The sequence below is a fragment of the Microbacterium hydrocarbonoxydans genome (genome assembly GCF_900105205.1).
Classification (GTDB): Bacteria; Actinomycetota; Actinomycetes; order Actinomycetales; family Microbacteriaceae; genus Microbacterium; species Microbacterium hydrocarbonoxydans.
In genome coordinates this window covers 3,150,683-3,168,701 of record NZ_FNSQ01000005.1, presented here as the reverse complement: position 1 = coordinate 3,168,701, position 18,019 = coordinate 3,150,683, and the positions used below count along the sequence as shown (strand labels likewise).

Below are 18,019 nucleotides of genomic sequence, written 5' to 3'. Positions count from 1 at the left end.
GTACCATGGAGATATGGAGAACTTCTGGCTCGCGGCAGCATGGTCGATCATCCCGACCATCGGCGTGAGCGTGGTGTTCTTCTTCGTGCTCCGTGGCATCCTGCGATTCGACCGCACCGAACGCAAGGTGCACGCACGCATCGAGGCAGAGGAACGGGCTGCTCGCGGCCTGCCGCCGCGCCCCTGAGCAGCGTCCGAGCCATCGGCTACTGTGTAGCCAGCGCACCGTCACCGGTGCCCACTGAGGCGCGTGCCGTCGAAGTGCCGACCCGTCGAGAGGACGAGGTATGACACCCGACACCTGGGCGTGGTGGATCGCGGCGTTCCTGCTCGTCCTCGACCTGACGATCCGCATCACGGCGATCATCGTCATCCCTCGCAACCGGCGCCCCACGGCCGCAATGGCCTGGCTGCTGGCCGTGTTCTTCATCCCGTTCGTCGGCGTCCTCCTCTTCCTGCTGATCGGGAACCCGCGGCTGCCGCGCGCCCGCCGGCGCAAGCAGGACCAGATCAACGAGTACATCGCCGAGACGAGCGAGCATCTGCACTTCGGGACCCTGCGCCCCGACGCCCCCAGCTGGTTCCCCCCGCTCGTCGAGATGAACCACCGCCTCGGCGCGCTGCCGATCTCGGGCGACAACGGCGCGCATCTGATCGCCGGGTATCAGGATTCCCTCGATGCGATGGCGGACGAGATCCGCAAGGCGCAGGACTACGTGCACGTCGAGTTCTACATCCTGCAGTCCGACGCCTCGACCGACAACTTCTTCCGCGCCATGGAAGAGGTCGCAGCGCGCGGCGTGCACGTCAGAGTCCTGCTCGACCACTGGGCGAACCGGTGGAAGCCGAAGTATCGCCAGACCATCGCGCGACTCAACCGGATGGGCGCCGATTGGCATCTGATGCTCCCCGTGCAGCCGTTCAAGGGACGCATGCAGCGTCCCGACCTGCGCAACCACCGCAAGCTCGTCGTCGTCGACGGCAAGGTCGCCTTCCTCGGCTCGCAGAACGTCACGGACTCGACGTACAACCTCCCCAAGAACATCAAGCGCGGTCTGCACTGGGTCGATCTCATGGTGCGCATCGACGGCCCCGTCGTGCTGAGCGTGAACGCGATCTTCCTCAGCGACTGGTACAGCGAGACCGACGAGGTGCTGCAGGAGATCGACATCTCGCACGCCGAGGCGGGCTCCGGCGACCTGGACTGCCAGGTCGTCCCCTCCGGTCCCGGGTTCGAGGTCGAGAACAACCTCCGCCTCTTCCTCGGTCTGCTGTATGCGGCCAAGGAGCGGATCATGATCGTGAGCCCGTACTTCGTGCCGGACGAGGCGCTGCTGCTCGCGGTCACCGCAGCGGTGGACAGGGGAGTGGCCGTCGAGCTGTTCGTCTCCGAAGAGGGCGATCAGGCGATGGTCTATCACGCCCAGCGCAGCTACTACGAGGCGCTGCTCAAGGCCGGGGTGCGCATCTGGATGTATCGCAAGCCCTACATCCTGCACACCAAGAGCCTGACGATCGACGACCAGGTCGCCGTGATCGGGTCGAGCAACATGGACATGCGCTCGTTCGGTCTCAACCTCGAGGTCTCGATGCTCGTTCGGGGCGAGGAGTTCGTCACCGAGATGCGCGCGGTCGAAGACGAATACCGGTCGCTCAGTCGCGAGCTGACGCTGGAGGAGTGGATGCAGCAGCCGCTGCGGTCCACGGTGCTCGACAACCTCGCCCGGCTGACCTCGGCACTGCAGTAGCGAATCCGTCAAGGGGGTACTTGCGCCGGGTGCCCCCGATACCCTGTGTGCATGGCTTCCCCCACGCGCCTCCTCGCTGCATCCCTGTCCGCACTCGCCGCAGCCGTGCTCCTGGCCGGCTGCACGATCGGGCCGGGGGCGACAGCCCCGCAGACGACGTCCGATCCGTCGAGCGGCCCTGGTCAGTCATCCGACGACGACTCCGACGACCTCCAGGGCACGCTGCTGGACGACGGCCGGATGTTCGCCGTCGTGACCTGGGGGTCCTCCACGTGCATCCCTCAGGTCGATGAGGTCACCGCGGACGGGCAGACCGTCTCGGTGACTCTCGTCGAGCCGTCCTCCACGAGTGAGGACGCGACGGCGTGCACGTCGGACATGGCGCCGCGGGCGTCTGTCGGAGCCCTTCCCGAGGGTGTCGACCCGACCGCGGAGGTCACCCTGCAGGTGACCTATGGCGACATCGTCGGTGACGTCGATGTCGACGGCGACCCGACCTTCACCGGCACGCCGGGCTCGTCGACCGAGTACACGCCGTCAGCCGCCTGGTACGACGACGGCGCCCTCGTGCTGCTCACCTGGGGATCGTCGACCTGCGCGCCCGTCATCGAGAGCCTGGAGGGATCGGGTGCGGCAGGCACGGCGACGTTCGTCACCGATGACTCCCAGGTCTGCACGATGGACATGGTGCCTCGCGCCACCATCGTCGACTTCGGCGAGGATGAGGTCGACGACGACGCGTTCACCCTGACCCTCGTAGGCGGCGGCCTCGACGGAACGGTCGACGTTCGAGGCTGACATCGGCCGGCTCCGGCGCAGACGGCCCCTCGGTTCAGAGGGTGGCGACGGGGTGGTCGGCTGGCAGCGCCAGCAGCAGAGCCGCAGGGTCGACCCGGCAGGTCACGCGCACCGCGGTGCCGAACTCGTCGCCGTCGAGCTCGATCGGCGTCGGCTTCGTCGCCGCGGCCTCGGCAGCGAGACCGCGGAAGTAGTGCACGGATGCGTCCTTGCCGCGTCGATCCAGGACCCGGCGTCCGGCGCGCGAACGCCGCAGCACCGAGTTGTCCCACCAGATCTTGCGCCATACCCCGAGCCACCCGAGCACTCCGGTGGGCTGGATCACCGCGACGTCGAGGACGGCGTCCGTGATCGACGCGTCCGGGATCAGCGCGATACCGGCGGGCAGCAGGCCGCAGTTCGCGAACAGGATGCTGTGCACCTTGGTGGAATGCAGACGGCCGTCGTCGATCTGGAAGACCGCTCGGAAGGGCTCCGCGGTCACGAGCGACCTCGCGGCTCCGTCGACATAGGCGATCCAGCCGACCGACCGCTTCAGGTCGGAGCGGGTGTTGGCGATCATGTCGGCATCCAGGCCGATCCCGGCGAGCACCACGAACGCATGCTCCTCCTGCTCGCCGCCGGCACGGGTGAGCCGCGCCCAGCCGATGTCGATCGCGTGCCGGAACTCGCCCAGAGCCGCGCGGATCATCTCGTCCGCGTCGCCGAGCGGGAGCCCGAGATTGCGCGCGAGCAGGTTGCCCGTACCGCTGGGCAGGATGGCGAGAGGCACGCCGCTGTTCGCGATCGCCTCCGACACGGCGCGCACCGTGCCGTCGCCTCCGGCCACCAGCACGACGTCGACCCCGCGCGCCAGTGCCTGCGCCGTCGCCTGCTGACCCGGGTCCTCGATCGTGGTCGGATAGAACGCCGGATGGTCCCAGCCCGCCTCGCTCGAGAGTGCGCGGACTCTCGCGCGCAGGTGCTTCTCATCGACCTTGATCGGGTTGTACACGAGCGCCGCCTGTCGCCGGGCGGGGGCGCTCATCATCATGGCGCTACTCTAACGCGGCATCAGGGCCGTCCCGACGCGGCTGCGGGCGGCGAGGGTCCCCATAGACTTGGGGGATGATCGACCTCGCACTCCTCCGCGAAAACCCGGAGATCGTCCGCCGTTCTCAGGCCGCCCGTGGCAACGACCAGGGCACCGTCGACGCCGCGCTCGAGGCGGATCGATCGCGGCGTGCGGCGCTCGCCGTATTCGAGGAGCTGCGCGCCGAGCAGAACGCGTTCGGCAAGCGGGTCGCGCAGGCGCCGAAGGACGAGAAGGCCGCGCTCGTCGCCCAGGTCAAGGACCTCGCCGACCGCGTCAAGCAGGCGCAGCAGGCCGCGAACGAGGCGGCGGATGCGCTCGCGACAGCACTCGCGCGCATCGAGAACGTCGTCATCGACGGCGTCCCCGCCGGTGGCGAGGCCGACTTCGTCGAGCTCCGTCGGGTGGGCGACGTCCCCGCGTTCGACTTCGAGCCCCGCGATCACCTTGAGCTCGGCGAGATCCTCGGCGCGATCGACATGGAGCGCGGCGCGAAGGTGTCGGGAGCTCGCTTCTACTTCCTGCGCGGCATCGGCGCACGGCTCGAGATCGCGCTCATGAACCTCGCGCTCGACAAGGCGCTGCAGAACGGCTTCGTGCCGCTGATCACCCCTACCCTGGTGCGCCCGGAGATCATGCAGGGCACCGGCTTCCTCGGCGAGCACGCCGACGAGGTCTACCACCTCGACAAGGACGACGACCTCTACCTGGTCGGCACCAGCGAGGTCGCGCTCGCCGGGTACCACAAGGACGAGATCCTCGACCTGGGCGCTGGCGCGCTGCGCTACGCCGGCTGGTCGACCTGCTACCGGCGCGAGGCGGGGTCGCACGGCAAGGACACCCGCGGGATCATCCGGGTCCACCAGTTCAACAAGCTGGAGATGTTCGTCTACACGAACCCAGAGGATGCCGAGGCCGAGCACCTGCGGCTCGTGGCGCTGCAGGAGGAGATGCTCACCGCACTCGGACTGGCGTACCGAGTGATCGACGTCGCCGCGGGCGACCTCGGCTCCAGCGCCGCCCGAAAGTACGACATCGAGGCCTGGGTTCCGACGCAGGGCGCCTTCCGCGAGCTCACCTCGACCTCGAACTGCACCACGTACCAGGCGCGTCGACTCGACATCCGCCACCGGCCGCAGGCACAGGATGGACAGACGGCCAAGACGCAGCCCGTCGCGACCCTCAACGGCACGCTGGCGACCACCCGGTGGATCGTGGCGCTGCTCGAGACCCATCAGCAGGCGGACGGCTCGGTGCGGGTGCCCGAGGTGCTGCGGCCCTACCTCGGCGGGCTCGAGATCCTGGAGCCCACGGCATGACGTCTCGCTGGCTCGTCGGGCTCGACGTCGACGGCACGATCCTGCTGCAGGACGAGTCGATGAGCCCCGGGGTGCCTGAGGCCGTCGCACGCCTGCGGGATGCGGGGCACGAGGTCACGATCGCCACCGGTCGCAGCTGGATGGCGACCGAGCGCTATGTCGACGAGCTCGGCCTGACGCCGCAGTTCGTGGTGTGCTCGAACGGCGCCGTGACCATGCGCCGCGTGGGCGACGAGTGGGAGAGGTGGCACATCGAGACCTTCGACCCCTCGCCTGTGCTCGCGTTGCTGCGTGAGCGTCTGCCTGATGCGCGGTACATGGTCGAACTCGGCTCGGGGCAGCGGCTCTACACCCAGCACCTCGACGACTGGACTCTCGACGGCGGGCGGCAGGTCGGTTTCGAGGAGCTCGTCGCAGAGCCGGTCTCGCGCGTCGTCGTCGTGTCGCCGGGGCATGACGAGGAGGACTTCCATCGCCTCGTCGCGGATGCGGGCCTCAACGAGGTCTCGTACGCGATCGGCTGGACGGCGTGGCTCGACATCGCGCCTCAGGGCGTGGACAAGGGCACGGCACTCGAGCGGGTGCGCACCGAGCTCGGCTTCGAGCGCGGCGAAGTGCTGGTCGCGGGCGACGGACGCAACGACATCGGCATGTTCGGGTGGGCGCTCGGGCTCGACGGACGTGCCGTGGCGATGGGGCAGGCGCCGATCGAGGTGAAGCAGGCCGCCGGAGAGGTGACCGGCGACGTGAAGGACGGCGGTCTCGCGACCGCCCTGGACACGCTTCCAGCACCCGCCCAGGTCAGCGCGGGAGAATAGTTCTCGGCTAGACTCACGGCTTGTCGGCAGATTCGTCTGTCGGGAGGGTTGTCCGAGCGGCCGATGGAGCTGGTCTTGAAAACCAGTGGGCAGAGATGTCTCGTGGGTTCGAATCCCACACCCTCCGCTGTACAGGGCACGGTGACCCCCCGCACCGCACGCTGAATCGAAAGGCCCCGAGTGAGTCCCCACACGCGACGCCGCCGCACCATCGCGCGCCACGGTCAGCTGCGCACTCCAGGGCCCGTCAACCAGCTCCTGAAGTTCATCGCCATCGGCCTCGCCGTGGTTCTCGTGAGCGGTCTCGGTGTGGGTGCGTACGTGTTCTACGACCTCTCCACCACGGTGACGGCGAACGCCGTCGAGCTGGACGGGGAGGCGGAGCTCCCGCCGAACATCGGCGAGTACAAGGAGGGCTTCAACCTCCTGCTGACCGGCGTCGACACCTGTGAAGAGGCGTACAAGGACTACTTCGGCGATCGCTGCACCGGCAGCGACTCCGAGGGCACCCTCAACGACGTCAACCTGCTCGTGCACGTGTCGCAGGAGCCCCGCCGGATCACGGTGGTCAGCTTTCCCCGTGACCTCATGCTCGGCATCCCGGAGTGCGAGGACGCCAAGGGCGAAGTACATTCCGCGATGAGCAAGCAGCCCCTGAACGTGGCCTACACGGACGGCGGCCTGAACTGCGTCGCCAAGACGATCACGCAGCTCACGGGTCAGGAGATCCAGTTCGCGGCCTCGGTGACGTTCGGCGGCGTGATCGAGATCACGAACGCCATCGGCGGCGTCGACGTCTGCCTTGCCACGCCCATCAAGGACTCGTACACGGGCCTGGACATGACGGCAGGGACCCACACGGTGAAGGGCCTGCAGGCCCTCCAGTTCCTGCGCACCCGGCATGGTGTCGGAGACGGCAGCGACCTCGGCCGCATCGGCAACCAGCAGCAGTACATGTCGAGCCTCGTGCGCAAGCTGATCAGCAGCGACACGCTCGGGAACGCACCGATGATGCTCAAACTCGCGAACACGGGTCTGCGCAACGTGGAGGCCAGCAACTCACTGGCCGACCCGATGAAGATCGTGCAGATCGCTCTCGCCGTCAAGTCCGTCCCGTTCGAGGACATCGTGTTCCTCCAGTACCCGACGGTCGATGACTGGGAGGACCGGAACAAGGTCGTCGCGAACGAGTCCGCCGCTCAGGAGATGTGGGACGCGATCAACGCCAACGCACAGCTGCAGGTGACCTACGAGAACACCGACAGCGACGGCGTCGTGGTGACCGATCCCGCTCCGGCGGATGCCGGTGGCACGGCGACCCCCGCTCCCTCGAGCACCCCGGACAACGTCGTCGCCCTGCCCGATTCGATCAAGGGCAACTCGGCGGCGCAGCAGACCTGCTCGAACGGCAACGGCGGCTGAGGGCGGGGCCCGGTCAGTCCGTCGACTTCGGCGGGTAGAGCACGTCCAACAGTGCCGCGATGATCCCGGGCATGTCGACGGCGGGATCGATCATCCACTGGATCTGCAGCCCGTCGGACACCGCCTGGATCACCCGCGCCATGGTCGCGGGATCCATCACCGCCTGACGCCGGTCGTCGCGGTCGAAGGCGTCCGCGATGCTCTCGCGCAGCCTTTCGCTGCGGTCGAGGAAGTACTGGTGCGCCGGATGCTCCGGATCCACCGCGTCGACGGCGAGCCGTGAGAAGAGCTCGACGATGCCGGGGACCTCGGTGTTGTGCCGGATGACATCGACGAACGCGGCCTTGGCGTCGGTCGGGTCCGCCGGGTGCGGTGCCATCAGGTCGTGCTCGTCCCGGGTGCGCAGCACCTCGGTGAACAGCTCCTCCTTGCTGCCGAAGTAGTGCAGGAGGGCGGCAGGGGTGACGCCGACGACCTCGGCGATCTGCTTGAGCGATGCGTTCTGGTACCCGCGGCGCCCGATCACATCGAGTGCGCTCTCGAGGATCTCCTGGCGCCTGGCGACGCCCTTCGCATATGAACCTCGTCGTGCCATGCTCCGAGGGTAATCCTGAACAACGTTTGAAATCCAATACCTACTCGCATATAGTTTTCGCAAGACACCGCTGTCGCCTGCGAAAGGAACACCATGACCGAGTCATCGGCCTCCGACCTCACTCTCGAAGAGAAGGCATCGCTCACGAGCGGGGCCGATTTCTGGACCACGAAGGCGGTCGACAGAGCCGGCATCCCCTCGATCATGATGACGGACGGTCCGCACGGGCTTCGCAAGCAGGCCGGAGGCACCGACCACCTCGGGCTCGCGAGCAGCGTGCCGGCGACCTGCTTCCCGCCCGCCGTCGGCATCGGCTCGTCCTTCGACCCCGAGCTCATCGAGCGCGTGGGGGCGGCGATCGGGGTGGAGGCGGCGATCGAGGACGTGGCCATCGTGCTCGGACCCGGCATCAACATCAAGCGCTCGCCGCTGTGCGGGCGGAACTTCGAGTACTTCTCCGAGGATCCCCTCGTGTCGGGAGTGCTCGGTGCGGCGTCGGTGCGCGGAGTCCAGTCTCAGGGTGTCGGCTCCTCGCTCAAGCACTTCGCCGCGAACAACCAGGAGTTCGACCGGATGCGGGCGAGCTCCGATGTCGACCCCCGGCCGCTGCACGAGATCTACCTGCGCGGCTTCGAGCGCGTCGTCACGGACGCGCAGCCGTGGACCGTGATGTGCTCGTACAACCGCATAAACGGCGTCTACGCGTCGGAGGACCCCTGGCTGCTCACTCAGGTGCTGCGGGAGGACTGGGGCTTCGACGGACTCGTCGTCTCGGACTGGGGAGCGGTCAACGACAGGGTCGCGGGCGTCGCAGCCGGACTCGACCTCGAGATGCCGTCATCGGGCGGGCGGACGGATGCGCAGCTGGTCGCCGCCGTGCGGGCGGGTGAGTTGGCCGAGAGCGTGCTCGACACCGCCGCGCAGCGGGCGATCGACCTCGTGCGCAAGGCCGAGCGCCGGCCCGCCGTCACCGGACCCCTCGACGTCGACCGTCATCACGCGCTCGCGCGGGAGGCCGCAGGGCGTTCGATCGTGCTGCTCAAGAACGAGGGCGGGGTGCTCCCTCTCGCTCCTGAGCAGAAGATCGCGGTGATCGGCGCCTTCGCGACCGAGCCGCGGTTCCAGGGCGCGGGGTCGTCCCTGATCAACCCGACCAGGGTCGACAACGCCCTCGATGGACTGCGCGCCGTCGGCGGCGACCGCGTCACCTACGCCGCCGGATTCGCCGTCGAAGGCGGAGCGGTCGCCGCATCCGGTCGCTCCGAGGAAGAGCTGCGTGCCGAGGCGGTCGCCGTGGCATCCGTCGCCGATGTCGCGGTCGTGATGCTCGGGCTCCCCGCCGCAGAGGAGTCGGAAGGCTTCGACCGCGAGCACATCGATCTCCCCGCCGACCAGCTCGCCCTGCTCGATGCCGTGATCGACGCGAACCCCGCGACCGTCGTCGTGCTCTCGAACGGCGGAGTCGTGGCGCTGCCGTTCGCAGGCCGTGTGCCGGCGATCGTGGAGACCTGGCTGCTCGGGCAGGCCGGAGGCGGCGCTGTCGCCGACGTCCTCTACGGCGCAGTCAACCCTTCGGGCAAGCTCACGGAGACCATCCCGGTGCGCCTGGAGGACAACCCCTCGTACGGCAGCTTCCCCGGCGAGTTCGGCCACGTCCGCTACGGCGAGGGCGTGCTCGTGGGCTACCGCTGGTACGACGCGAAGGGGCTCGACGTCACCTTCCCGTTCGGGCACGGACTCTCGTACACGACCTTCGAGTACGGCCGGGCCTCGGTCACGTCCGAAGCCGACGGCGACCTCGTCGTCAGCATCGACGTCACCAACACCGGCGAGCGCGACGGCCGCGAGGTGGTGCAGGTGTATGTGGCAGCGCACGCCTCCGCGGTGCAGCGCGCCCCGCGAGAGCTCAAGGCATTCTCCTCGGTGGCTTTGGCCGCGGGCGAGACACGCACCGTCGACCTGGTCGTGCGCCGTGAAGACCTCGCCTACTGGGATGTGCGCGTGGATCGCTGGATCGTCGAGCCGGGGGTGTACCGCGTCGAGGTCGCGGCGTCGAGTCGCGACATCCGCTCGACGTCGACCGTGGATGTGGACGGCGACGTCGTGTCGCTGCCCCTCACCATGGAGTCGTCCATCGGCGACGTGATGGCCCACCCGGTCGCAGGGCCCATCGTGATCGGCGCCCTTGGGGGCTTCCTGGGTGAGCTGAACGGGGCGGACTCCTCGGCGGCCTCGATGATGCCGAACGACGAGGCGATGGAGAAGATGATGGCCTCGTTCCCGATCGGGCGCCTGATCGGCTTCCCGGGCATCGAGGTGACCCACGATCAGGTCGAGCAGCTCCTCGCGGGTGCGAACGCGGGCACGCTGCCGCAGGCCTGAGCCGACGGCGACGGAACGGCGCGCTCAGGCGGGAAGCGTGAGCACGCCGCTCCGGCGATGCGGGAGTCGCGCGACGGTCATGATCGGTCCTCTCGGATGGCGTCGGTGGATTGGGCGGATTCAGCGGTGAGCAGCGGTGCAAAGCGGAGGCCGAGCCCCCGATGCGGGTTCTCGACGAGTTGGCCGTGGGCGATGGTCACCGGCGACGGATCGACGAGGGCGCCGAGCGCGCCGAACCCGGCATCCTCGACATCCTCCACGAGGACCTCGTGGCCCGTCATCGGCAGCGCCAGCGCCAGCTGTCCGGAGAGCTCGGGCAGGAGGTGCGGATGCAGGGCTGCACCGTGCGCCGCCGCCCGTTCGGCGATGCGGAGGAACGGCGTGATGCCGCCGACCCGCACGATGTTGGGCTGTACGATCTGCGCGGCGCCGGCGCTGAGGAAGTCGTCGAACCGGTGCACCGTGTGCAGGTTCTCGCCGAGGGCGATCGGCACCTCGATGCGCCGGGCGAGCTCGGCGTGCCCCGCGAGGTCGTCGGCGCGCAGCGGCTCCTCGATCCAGGCGAGCTCGAAGGCCGACAGTGCCTCGATCGACGAGGTCGCCGTTGCGAGGTCCCACCGCTGGTTGGCGTCGATCATCAGGGCGCGGTCCGGTCCCAGGAGCGCGCGCACCGCGCTCACCCGCTCGACGTCCTCGGCGAGATCGGGCTTACCGACCTTGATCTTCACCGCCTCGAAGCCGTCGTCGATCCAGCGCTGCACCTGGGCGAGCAGGTCGTCGAGGGAGTAGTGCAGGTTCACTCCGGATCCGTAGGCCCGCACACGCTCGCGGTGGCGGCCGAGCAGCTGCGACACCGAAACGCCGGCCGCTCTGGCCTCGGCATCCCACAGCGCCAGATCGAGCCCTGCGAGCGCGATCGTCGTGATGCCGCCGCCTCCTGCTTCATGCAGGTGCTCCCACATGTCCCGCCAGAGGATGCCGGGAGTCGCCGTGCGGCCGACCGCCGTCGGGGCGATGTCGTGATCGAGGAGCGCCTGCACCGCGCGCGCCCCGATCTGCGGACTCCAGGAGAAGCCCCATCCTTCTGTGCCGTCCGAGCGCACGACATGGGTCGCGACCACGCCCACCGAGGTCACGTCGGAGCCCCATGGGCGCGTCAGCGGCACCCTCTGGAGGCGCGTCGTGAGGCTGCGGACGGTCGTCACAGCAGCGCGCGTCCCGCCGCGAGGATGTCGGCCAGTCGGGCCTCCTGCGTCGGGGACGGACCGACGAGGGGCGGGCGCACCGAGCCGACCGCGAGGCCCGAGAGGCGGAGCCCGGCCTTGATCAGCGAGACGCCGAACCCGGGGGCTTCGTCGCGCAGGTCGACGAGCGGGCGGTAGAAGCCGTCCAGGAGGGCGAGGCGTCGGGCCTCGTCGCCGTCGACGTAGGCACGGTAGTAGGCGTTCGCGAGGTCGGGGGCCATCGCGAAAGCCGCCGAGGAGTACAGCGGCACACCGATGCCCCGATACGCGCCCTGCGTCAGCTCGGCGGTGAGCAGACCGTTGAAGAACGCGAAGTCAGCGCGCCCCTCCTCGGCGACGGCGCGCACGATCGACTGCGTGGCGCCGATGTCGCCCATGCCGTCTTTGAAGCCCACGACCCTCGGGTTCGCTGCGAGTCGTCGCATGGCCGGGACCGAGTACTGCGCGGTGCCGCGGTGGTACACGATCACGGGGAGGTCGGCCGCGGCGGCGAGCTGCTCGACGTAGCCGATCAGCCCTTCCTGAGTGCCGCCGACGAGGTAGGGCGGCAGGATGAGCAGCGCGTCGGCACCGGCATCCGCTGCGGCACGGGCGACCTCCATTGCGTGGCCGAGCGGCCCGCCGGCTCCGGCGACGACCGGCACGCGACCGGCCACCGCAGCGACCGCCGTGCGCGTGACGGCGGCGGCCTCGTTCGCCGACAGGGCATGGAACTCGCCCGTCCCGCACGCCGGGAAGACGCCCCCGGCTCCCGCCTCCACGCCGGTCGTGACGTGCGCGGCCAGCAGCTCGTGGTCGACGGAGCCCCGCTCCGTGAAGGGGGTCACCGGGAAGAAGAGGATGCCGTCGAAGTCCATGTCGAGCCTTTCAGGCGGAGGTGGCGGTGGCTGGCGCGGGCGCGGTCGCGAGTTCGGTGCGCCAGCTCCGCATCGGGCGCCAGCCGAGGAGCCTCGCAGCCTTCGCGGAGGAGAAGGCGGGCGCGGTCGAGGTGAGGGCCGTCGCCGCCCGCTCCGTGCCGGGATGGAACTGCGGCAGAAGCTCGCTCAGCGGGCGCCGGGCGAGTGCGTCATCGGCTCCGACGAAGAAGACCTCGCCGTTGGGGATGTCGTCGAGTGCCCGCAGCAGCGTGTCGGCGAAACCCGCGACGTCACGGGCGTCGACATAGTTGAACAGCGCGGGAGCAGACAGCGCCGGGTCGTCGAGGCGCTGAAGCACCGTATGCCCCTGCTGGGTGGGGGCGCCTGTCCACTCGTCGGGGGTGATCACGTAGCAGGGCCGGAAGGAGGCGAACCGGACGTCGTCGCCGGTCTGCCTGCGCAGCATCGCGACGGCCTGCTCGATCAGCAGCTTCGACAGCGCGTAGGCGTTCCACGGCTCGACGGGCGACGTCTCATCGAGCGGAAGGCGCTCGGGAGTCCAGCCTCGGGGTGCGCCGTAGCCGATCACGGTCGGGCTGGATGCGGCGACCACGCGGCGGATGCCTGCGCGTACCGCTCCGCCGAGCACCGACTGGGCGAGTGCGGCGTTCGTGCGGAGGATGACGTCCTCGGGGGCGCTGAACGGCACGGCGATCGCCGCGAGATGGATCAGCGCGTCGGCCCTGGTGTCGGCGAGGGTCCACGCCGTGGCATCCGCATCCTCGAGGTCGAGAGCGCATTGCGTGACCCCGGCGCGGTCGAGGTGCTCCGTCGGCCGCCGGTCGAGCGAGACGATCTCGTGCCCTGCGTCCGCGAGGCCCGTCACGAGTGTGCGCCCGAGCCTGCCGGAGCCGCCGGTGACGACGATCCTCATCCGTCGGCCAGGAGGGCGATGCCGAGGTCCGAGACCTTCACCGGCAGCCCGGTCTCGAGTGAGCGGTTGCCGGCGATGCCCACGGCGATCGAGCGGATGCCGTCCGACCAGTCCGCCGGACGTGCCAGCGGATCGTCACCCGGTCCGATGAAGACGTCCGAGAGCAGCAGCTCGTCGCCGCCGCCATGCCCGCTGTCGCCGCCGTCGATGGGCACCTCGTACGCCGCCTCCCAGTGCCGCTGCACGATCAGCCGCTCGCCCTCGGGGCGGAGGGTCGTCGTGCCGTCGCCGCCCGAGAGGCTCGGATCGATGTGCGGATGCAGGCCATCGCCGGCGAGCACGGCACCGCGTTCGACGACCTCGAGCTCGGCCCGGCCGAGGGTGCCGTTGACCGCGACCCGGTACCCCTCCCAGGGTGAATGCGCGTTCAGCGAATACGACATCGTCGCCCCCGAGGCGTAGTCGACGACGAGCGCCAGATTGTCCTCGATCGTGATGCCCGCACTGAAGACGTCGAGATCGCGCCGGTAGCCGTCGTGCTGCTCGGCGTCGAGGTACAGCGCGGTCAGCCGCTCGTCGGCGCGCAGGTCGAGCTCGAACAGGTCGCCGCCGTCGTGAGTGCCGCGAGCGGGCCGCTCGCCGAGACCCCGCCGTGCCGCGTTCTCCGCACCGTAGAACCGCAGTCCGCCCGACGCGAAGACGCGGGTCGGCTGCGAGCGGATCCACCAGTTCACCAGGTCGAAGTGATGGCTCGACTTGTGCACGAGCAGACCACCGGAGTTCTTCTTCTCCCGATGCCAGCGGCGGAAGTAGTCCGCGCCATGGTTCGTGTCGAGCATCCAGGAGAAGTCGACAGAGGTGACTTCCCCGATCGTGCCGTCCTGGATCACCTGGCGCAGAGCGCTGTTACGCGGGGAGTAGCGGTAGTTGAAGGTGAGCACGACCTGCCGGCCCGTGCGGGCGACAGCGTCCTCGATCGATGCGGCGCTCGCCGCATCGATCGTGAGTGGCTTCTCGACCACGACATCGGCGCCGGCCTCGAGCGAGCGCACGATGAGCTCGGCGTGCAGATCGTCTCGGGAGCAGATGATGACGCGGTCGACCCGTGCGTCGCGGATGACGTCTTCGAGCTCTGCCGGAGAGGCGAGGCGAGGAGCCGGTGCACCGGCTTCGGTGACACGGGCGGAGTGATAGGCCGCTCGCACCGGATTCGGTTCCACGATCGCGACGAGCTCGGCGCGGTCGCGGTGCGCGCCCACGATCGCCTCGACGTACATCTGCGCGCGGACCCCGGCACCGGCCAGGGCGTAGCGGGTCTTCGTCATCGTGATCCTTCGGTGATCTCGAACTCAGGAAACGTTTTCTTGACGATAGCACAGCGGCTGATTCGGGCCAGAGGATGCGGGAGGTGGCGTGCCCGTCAGGCGCTGTGCGGGATCGCCGTGCTGCCGCGCACGACCAGGGTCGGGGTCAGCGTGAGCATCGGTGTCGGCTCATCGGCCGTGAGCTGCGCGTGCATCGCGGTCCAGGCGGCCGCGCCGAGCTCGACCGCCGGGACCGCAGCCGTCGTGAGCGGCGGCGAGGTGTAGGCCGCGAACGGAATGTCGTCGAATCCCGTGATCGACAGTTGCCGCGGCACGTCGATCAGGCGGATCGTCAGTGCGGAGAGCAGTCCCATCGCGACGAGGTCGTTGTAGGCGATGACCGCGGTGGCGCCGGTGGCGAGCACCCGGTCGGCGACGGCGGTGCCGCTGTCGAAATCCACGCCGGCGGTGATCTCCTCGACCTCGAGCCCGTCGCCGTCCCGCACTGCCGCGGCGATCGCCGCCTGTCGCGCGCGGTGAGTCACGCTGCGGGTCGCGCCCGCGAGGTACACGAGCCGCCGGTGTCCGAGAGCGGTCAGGTGGTCGAGGATCTGCCGCGTGCCCGCCTCGTAGTCGGCACCGACGACGGGTGTACCGGTCTGCGGTCCGCGGTTGACGACGACGGCGGGGGAGAGGGCCGGGAGCACCTCAGCGAGCTCGTCCTCGGACATGCGCGGCGCGCACAGGATGACGCCGTCGGTGCGCAACCGCGTGGCCCGCGCGAGCGCATGCTCCTCGTCCAGGTCCTCCCGCGAATCCGCGACCAGGACGTGATAGCCGTCGGCGGCGGCCGCCCGACTGAGTCCTCGCAGGATCGCCTGGAACGTCGGGTTCTCCAGATCCGGGATGACGACCGCGACGGTCTGGGTGCGGCCGAGCACCAGGCTCCGAGCGACGGGACTCGCGGTGTAGCCGAGTTGCGCGGCCGCCGCTCGCACCCGCTCGGCGAGTGCGGGATCGACGGTCGGGTTGCCGTTCATGGCCCGCGACACGGTCGAGAGGGAGACACCGGCGAGCTTCGCGACGTCGGTGATTCCGGGGCGTGCGGCACGTGCCATCCGCATCCCTCCGTCGACTCCGCCCGCGTTCGGTCGCGGCTGTCGTCATACTACGAGAAAACGTTTTGCGAGGAGAGGGTCGCATGGCCGGAGCATCCGAGGATCGCGTCGAGAAGCAGGAGAGAGTCGCGCGTGTGCGCCGGGAGCTCGGCGGAGAGCCGCTTCTGCTCACCTCGCACGAGGCGGTGTCGTGGTACCTCGACGGCGCGCGCACCCACGTCTCACTGGCCGGACCGCCGGTCCTGGCGGTGCTGGCCTCGGATGCCGGAGATACGCTCTTCGTCGCCGACAACGAGGCCGACCGGCTGATCGCGGAGGAGCTGCTGCCGGAGGACGCCGAGCGGGTGATCCGCGTGCCGTGGTGGACCCCGCCGTCTATCGCGGCTGCCGAGCATGCGGCCGTGCCGGAGGCCGACGTCGCTGCCGCGCTGCGGGCTGCTCGCGCCCGATTGCTGCCGGGGGACCGCGGGCGCTACCGCGCACTCGGACGGGAGACGGCGGAGGCGCTGACGGACGTGCTCGGCGTGGTGGACCCCGCAGAGAGCGAACGGATGGTGGCCGCCGAGGTGTCGGCCGCGCTCGTCACGCGGGGGATCGATCCGCTCGTCGTGCTGGTCGCCGGTGCCGCGCGTCAGGGGTTCCGGCATCCGCTGCCCACCGCCGGCGTGCTGGGTGATCGCGTGATGGTCGTCGTGTGCGGACGCAAGAACGGGCTGATCGCGAACGCGACGCGATGGATCGGCGAGCCGGTCGACGACGAGCCGCTGTGGGGGGTCGAGCGGGCGTTCCTCGATGGGTCCGTGCCGGGAGCGCGGCTTTCGGACGCCTTCGCCGCGGGGACGGCGGCGTACGCGCGGTTCGGCTTCGACGCCGACGAGTGGCGACGGCATCACCAGGGCGGGCCGACCGGCTATGCCGGCCGCGACCCGCGCGCGACCGCATCCACCGACGACGTGATCGTCGAGCATCAGGCGTTCGCGTGGAACCCGACCGCGCCGGGGGTCAAGGTGGAGGACACCATGCTTCTCGCACCAGAGGGATGGGAGGTCCTCACGGTCGATGACCGCTGGCCCTCGGTCGACTACGAGGGGCTGCGGCGGCCGCTCGCGCGGCCGTACGGCGGGACGGGTGAGGCGGGCGCCGACGCCGAGGCCGAGGCATTCGTCCGCTGCTGAATGCATGCTCGGATGACGGATGCATGCCGAAATCGCCGGGTCGACTTCCAAATGCATGCTCGGATGACGGATGCATGCCGGAATCGCCGGTTCCGGCATGCATCTGTCTTTTCGGCATGCAAGTGGGCGGAGCCGGGCCGGGTGGCCGGGTGGAGCCAGGTGGGGGCGGGTCGGGGGCGAGGGCGGGTGGGGTCAGCCGCTGGTCGAGCGACGGACGATGAGTTCAGGCGGGAACACCGTCTGACGGGGGATGCTCTCCGGGTCCGCCGCCTCTTCGAGCACGATGCGCAGCGCGGTGCGGCCGATCATGCGACTGGGCTGGCGGATGGATGACAGCGGCACCGCCGCCGCTGCCGCGAACGGGTTGTCGTCGAACCCGATCAGGGCGATCTCGTCCGGCACGAGGACGCGCCCTCCCGAGACGAGGGACTGCAGCAGACCGAGCGCGAGGAGGTCGTTGGCGGCGAACAGCGCATCCGGCCACTCCCGTCGCGGGCGCGTGAGCAGGCGTGCGCCGGCCGCGACTCCCTCCTCGACGGTCATCGCCGAGGTGGGAACGACCTCGAGCTCGATGTGCACGGCCGCATTCTCCGCGGCCGCTCTGGCGCCGGCCAGGCGATCCGTGACCTGGCGGATGTCGAAGGGGCCGCCGACGAACGCGATGCGCCGCCGCCCTCCCTCGATCAGATGCTCGACCGCCAGTCGTCCCCCGGCGACGCTGTCGACCGAGACCGACGAGAAGCCGCTGTCGGCGCTGAACCTGTCGACGAGCACCGTCGCGATGCCGCTCGAGCGGAACCGGCGCAGCTGCGTCATGACGTCGCCGTACGGGGCGATGAGCAGCCCGCGCACCTGCTGCTCGCGGAACAGGTCGAGGTAGACCTTCTCCCGTGACGGATCCTCGTCGGTATTGCCGTACAGAATGGCGATCCCATGGCTGGATGCTTCGTCCTCGGCACCGCGGACCACGTCGTTGTAGAAGGGGTTCTGCCCGTCGAGGACCACGAATCCGACGGTCGTGCTGACCCCTGCTCTGAGTTTGCGCGCGGCGTCGTTGCGCACGTAGCCGAGCTCCTCGATCGCCTGGGTCACGCGTTCGACGGATTCGCTGGAGACCTCGTCCGGGCGGTTCAGGACGTTGGAGACCGTGCCGACCGAGACGCCCGCGCGAACGGCGACATCGCGGATGCTGATCGGCATTCGGCTGTCCTCTCGTCGTCGGGCGGATCACGC

At 69.6% G+C, this 18,019-nt stretch carries 16 protein-coding genes and 1 tRNA gene; 9 read left to right on the top strand and 8 right to left on the bottom strand.

Annotated elements, in window-relative coordinates; genetic code table 11:
- Positions 1-13 precede the first annotated feature (13 nt).
- From BLW44_RS18040 to BLW44_RS15520, 3 genes are all read left to right on the top strand, one after another.
- Positions 14-187, top strand: a complete 174-nt coding sequence (locus BLW44_RS18040) for a hypothetical protein (protein ID WP_167347454.1) — start codon at positions 14-16, stop codon at positions 185-187.
- A gap of 100 nt (positions 188-287) precedes the next feature.
- A complete protein-coding gene (gene cls / locus BLW44_RS15525) occupies positions 288-1,748 on the top strand; it encodes a cardiolipin synthase (RefSeq protein WP_060926370.1) in 1,461 nt (486 codons plus the stop codon).
- A gap of 51 nt (positions 1,749-1,799) precedes the next feature.
- The gene (locus tag BLW44_RS15520; protein WP_060926369.1) at positions 1,800-2,546 is read left to right on the top strand and encodes a hypothetical protein; all 747 of its coding nucleotides are present in this window, start codon (positions 1,800-1,802) and stop codon (positions 2,544-2,546) included.
- 34 nt (positions 2,547-2,580) lie between these two features.
- Here the strand turns inward: BLW44_RS15520 and BLW44_RS15515 are convergent, their stop codons facing one another.
- Positions 2,581-3,579 (bottom strand): diacylglycerol/lipid kinase family protein, encoded by a 999-nt coding sequence (locus BLW44_RS15515; RefSeq protein ID WP_060926368.1) that lies wholly within the window; start codon positions 3,577-3,579, stop codon positions 2,581-2,583.
- Between the two features lie 74 nt (positions 3,580-3,653).
- Between BLW44_RS15515 and serS the strand changes: the two genes are divergently transcribed.
- The 4 genes from serS to BLW44_RS15495 all read left to right on the top strand — a co-directional run bounded on the left by serS (position 3,654) and on the right by BLW44_RS15495 (position 7,177).
- Positions 3,654-4,937 carry a serine--tRNA ligase gene (gene serS, locus BLW44_RS15510; RefSeq protein WP_060926367.1) on the top strand — a complete coding sequence of 428 codons (1,284 nt, stop codon included), beginning with the start codon at positions 3,654-3,656 and terminating at the stop codon, positions 4,935-4,937.
- Positions 4,934-5,755: an HAD family hydrolase gene (locus BLW44_RS15505; protein ID WP_060926366.1), complete on the top strand. Its 822-nt coding sequence runs from the start codon at positions 4,934-4,936 to the stop codon at positions 5,753-5,755. The genes serS and BLW44_RS15505 overlap by 4 nt, the downstream gene beginning before the upstream one ends.
- Positions 5,756-5,797: 42 nt before the next feature.
- A tRNA-Ser gene (locus BLW44_RS15500) sits at positions 5,798-5,882 on the top strand.
- 53 nt (positions 5,883-5,935) lie between these two features.
- Positions 5,936-7,177: an LCP family protein gene (locus BLW44_RS15495; RefSeq protein ID WP_060926365.1), complete on the top strand. Its 1,242-nt coding sequence runs from the start codon at positions 5,936-5,938 to the stop codon at positions 7,175-7,177.
- 13 nt (positions 7,178-7,190) lie between these two features.
- Here BLW44_RS15495 and BLW44_RS15490 read toward each other — a convergent pair whose 3' ends face one another.
- Positions 7,191-7,772 (bottom strand): TetR/AcrR family transcriptional regulator, encoded by a 582-nt coding sequence (locus BLW44_RS15490; RefSeq protein ID WP_060926364.1) that lies wholly within the window; start codon positions 7,770-7,772, stop codon positions 7,191-7,193.
- A 93-nt stretch (positions 7,773-7,865) separates the two neighbouring features.
- Here BLW44_RS15490 and BLW44_RS15485 point away from each other — a divergent pair, with 93 nt between their 5' ends.
- The gene (locus BLW44_RS15485) at positions 7,866-10,154 is read left to right on the top strand and encodes a glycoside hydrolase family 3 C-terminal domain-containing protein (RefSeq protein WP_060926363.1); all 2,289 of its coding nucleotides are present in this window, start codon (positions 7,866-7,868) and stop codon (positions 10,152-10,154) included.
- A 77-nt stretch (positions 10,155-10,231) separates the two neighbouring features.
- Here the strand turns inward: BLW44_RS15485 and BLW44_RS15480 are convergent, their stop codons facing one another.
- From BLW44_RS15480 to BLW44_RS15460, 5 genes are all read right to left on the bottom strand, one after another.
- On the bottom strand, positions 10,232-11,359 hold the full coding sequence (locus BLW44_RS15480; RefSeq protein WP_060926362.1) for a mandelate racemase/muconate lactonizing enzyme family protein: 1,128 nt from the start codon (positions 11,357-11,359) through the stop codon (positions 10,232-10,234).
- Positions 11,356-12,255: a 5-dehydro-4-deoxyglucarate dehydratase gene (locus tag BLW44_RS15475; protein WP_060926361.1), complete on the bottom strand. Its 900-nt coding sequence runs from the start codon at positions 12,253-12,255 to the stop codon at positions 11,356-11,358. The genes BLW44_RS15480 and BLW44_RS15475 overlap by 4 nt, the downstream gene beginning before the upstream one ends.
- A gap of 10 nt (positions 12,256-12,265) precedes the next feature.
- Positions 12,266-13,189 carry an NAD-dependent epimerase/dehydratase family protein gene (locus BLW44_RS15470; RefSeq protein ID WP_060926360.1) on the bottom strand — a complete coding sequence of 308 codons (924 nt, stop codon included), beginning with the start codon at positions 13,187-13,189 and terminating at the stop codon, positions 12,266-12,268.
- Positions 13,186-14,514, bottom strand: a complete 1,329-nt coding sequence (locus tag BLW44_RS15465; RefSeq protein WP_060926359.1) for a Gfo/Idh/MocA family protein — start codon at positions 14,512-14,514, stop codon at positions 13,186-13,188. Before BLW44_RS15465 ends, BLW44_RS15470 begins: the two co-directional genes overlap by 4 nt.
- A 95-nt stretch (positions 14,515-14,609) precedes the next feature.
- Complete coding sequence (locus BLW44_RS15460) at positions 14,610-15,611, bottom strand: LacI family DNA-binding transcriptional regulator (protein ID WP_060926358.1); 1,002 nt, start codon at positions 15,609-15,611, stop codon at positions 14,610-14,612.
- Positions 15,612-15,694: 83 nt separating this feature from the next.
- On the opposite strand from BLW44_RS15460, the gene BLW44_RS15455 reads away from it, so the two are divergent.
- Positions 15,695-16,786, top strand: a complete 1,092-nt coding sequence (locus BLW44_RS15455; RefSeq protein ID WP_245647375.1) for a M24 family metallopeptidase — start codon at positions 15,695-15,697, stop codon at positions 16,784-16,786.
- A gap of 192 nt (positions 16,787-16,978) precedes the next feature.
- Here BLW44_RS15455 and BLW44_RS15450 read toward each other — a convergent pair whose 3' ends face one another.
- A complete protein-coding gene (locus BLW44_RS15450) occupies positions 16,979-17,986 on the bottom strand; it encodes a LacI family DNA-binding transcriptional regulator (RefSeq protein ID WP_060928370.1) in 1,008 nt (335 codons plus the stop codon).
- Between the last annotated feature and the right edge of the window lie 33 nt (positions 17,987-18,019).

Bases quoted from the DNA above. Each gene is read 5' to 3' on its own strand.
- BLW44_RS15520 (WP_060926369.1), top strand. From the start codon at position 1,800: ATGGCTTCCCCCACGCGCCTCCTCGCTGCATCCCTGTCCGCACTCGCC.
- cls (WP_060926370.1), top strand. From the start codon at position 288: ATGACACCCGACACCTGGGCGTGGTGGATCGCGGCGTTCCTGCTCGTC.
- BLW44_RS15460 (WP_060926358.1), bottom strand. From the start codon at position 15,611: ATGGCACGTGCCGCACGCCCCGGAATCACCGACGTCGCGAAGCTCGCC.
- BLW44_RS15490 (WP_060926364.1), bottom strand. From the start codon at position 7,772: ATGGCACGACGAGGTTCATATGCGAAGGGCGTCGCCAGGCGCCAGGAG.
- BLW44_RS15455 (WP_245647375.1), top strand. From the start codon at position 15,695: ATGGCCGGAGCATCCGAGGATCGCGTCGAGAAGCAGGAGAGAGTCGCG.
- BLW44_RS15515 (WP_060926368.1), bottom strand. From the start codon at position 3,579: ATGATGATGAGCGCCCCCGCCCGGCGACAGGCGGCGCTCGTGTACAAC.
- BLW44_RS15475 (WP_060926361.1), bottom strand. From the start codon at position 12,255: ATGGACTTCGACGGCATCCTCTTCTTCCCGGTGACCCCCTTCACGGAG.
- BLW44_RS15485 (WP_060926363.1), top strand. From the start codon at position 7,866: ATGACCGAGTCATCGGCCTCCGACCTCACTCTCGAAGAGAAGGCATCG.
- BLW44_RS15470 (WP_060926360.1), bottom strand. From the start codon at position 13,189: ATGAGGATCGTCGTCACCGGCGGCTCCGGCAGGCTCGGGCGCACACTC.
- BLW44_RS15465 (WP_060926359.1), bottom strand. From the start codon at position 14,514: ATGACGAAGACCCGCTACGCCCTGGCCGGTGCCGGGGTCCGCGCGCAG.
- serS (WP_060926367.1), top strand. From the start codon at position 3,654: ATGATCGACCTCGCACTCCTCCGCGAAAACCCGGAGATCGTCCGCCGT.
- BLW44_RS15450 (WP_060928370.1), bottom strand. From the start codon at position 17,986: ATGCCGATCAGCATCCGCGATGTCGCCGTTCGCGCGGGCGTCTCGGTC.
- BLW44_RS18040 (WP_167347454.1), top strand. From the start codon at position 14: ATGGAGAACTTCTGGCTCGCGGCAGCATGGTCGATCATCCCGACCATC.
- BLW44_RS15505 (WP_060926366.1), top strand. From the start codon at position 4,934: ATGACGTCTCGCTGGCTCGTCGGGCTCGACGTCGACGGCACGATCCTG.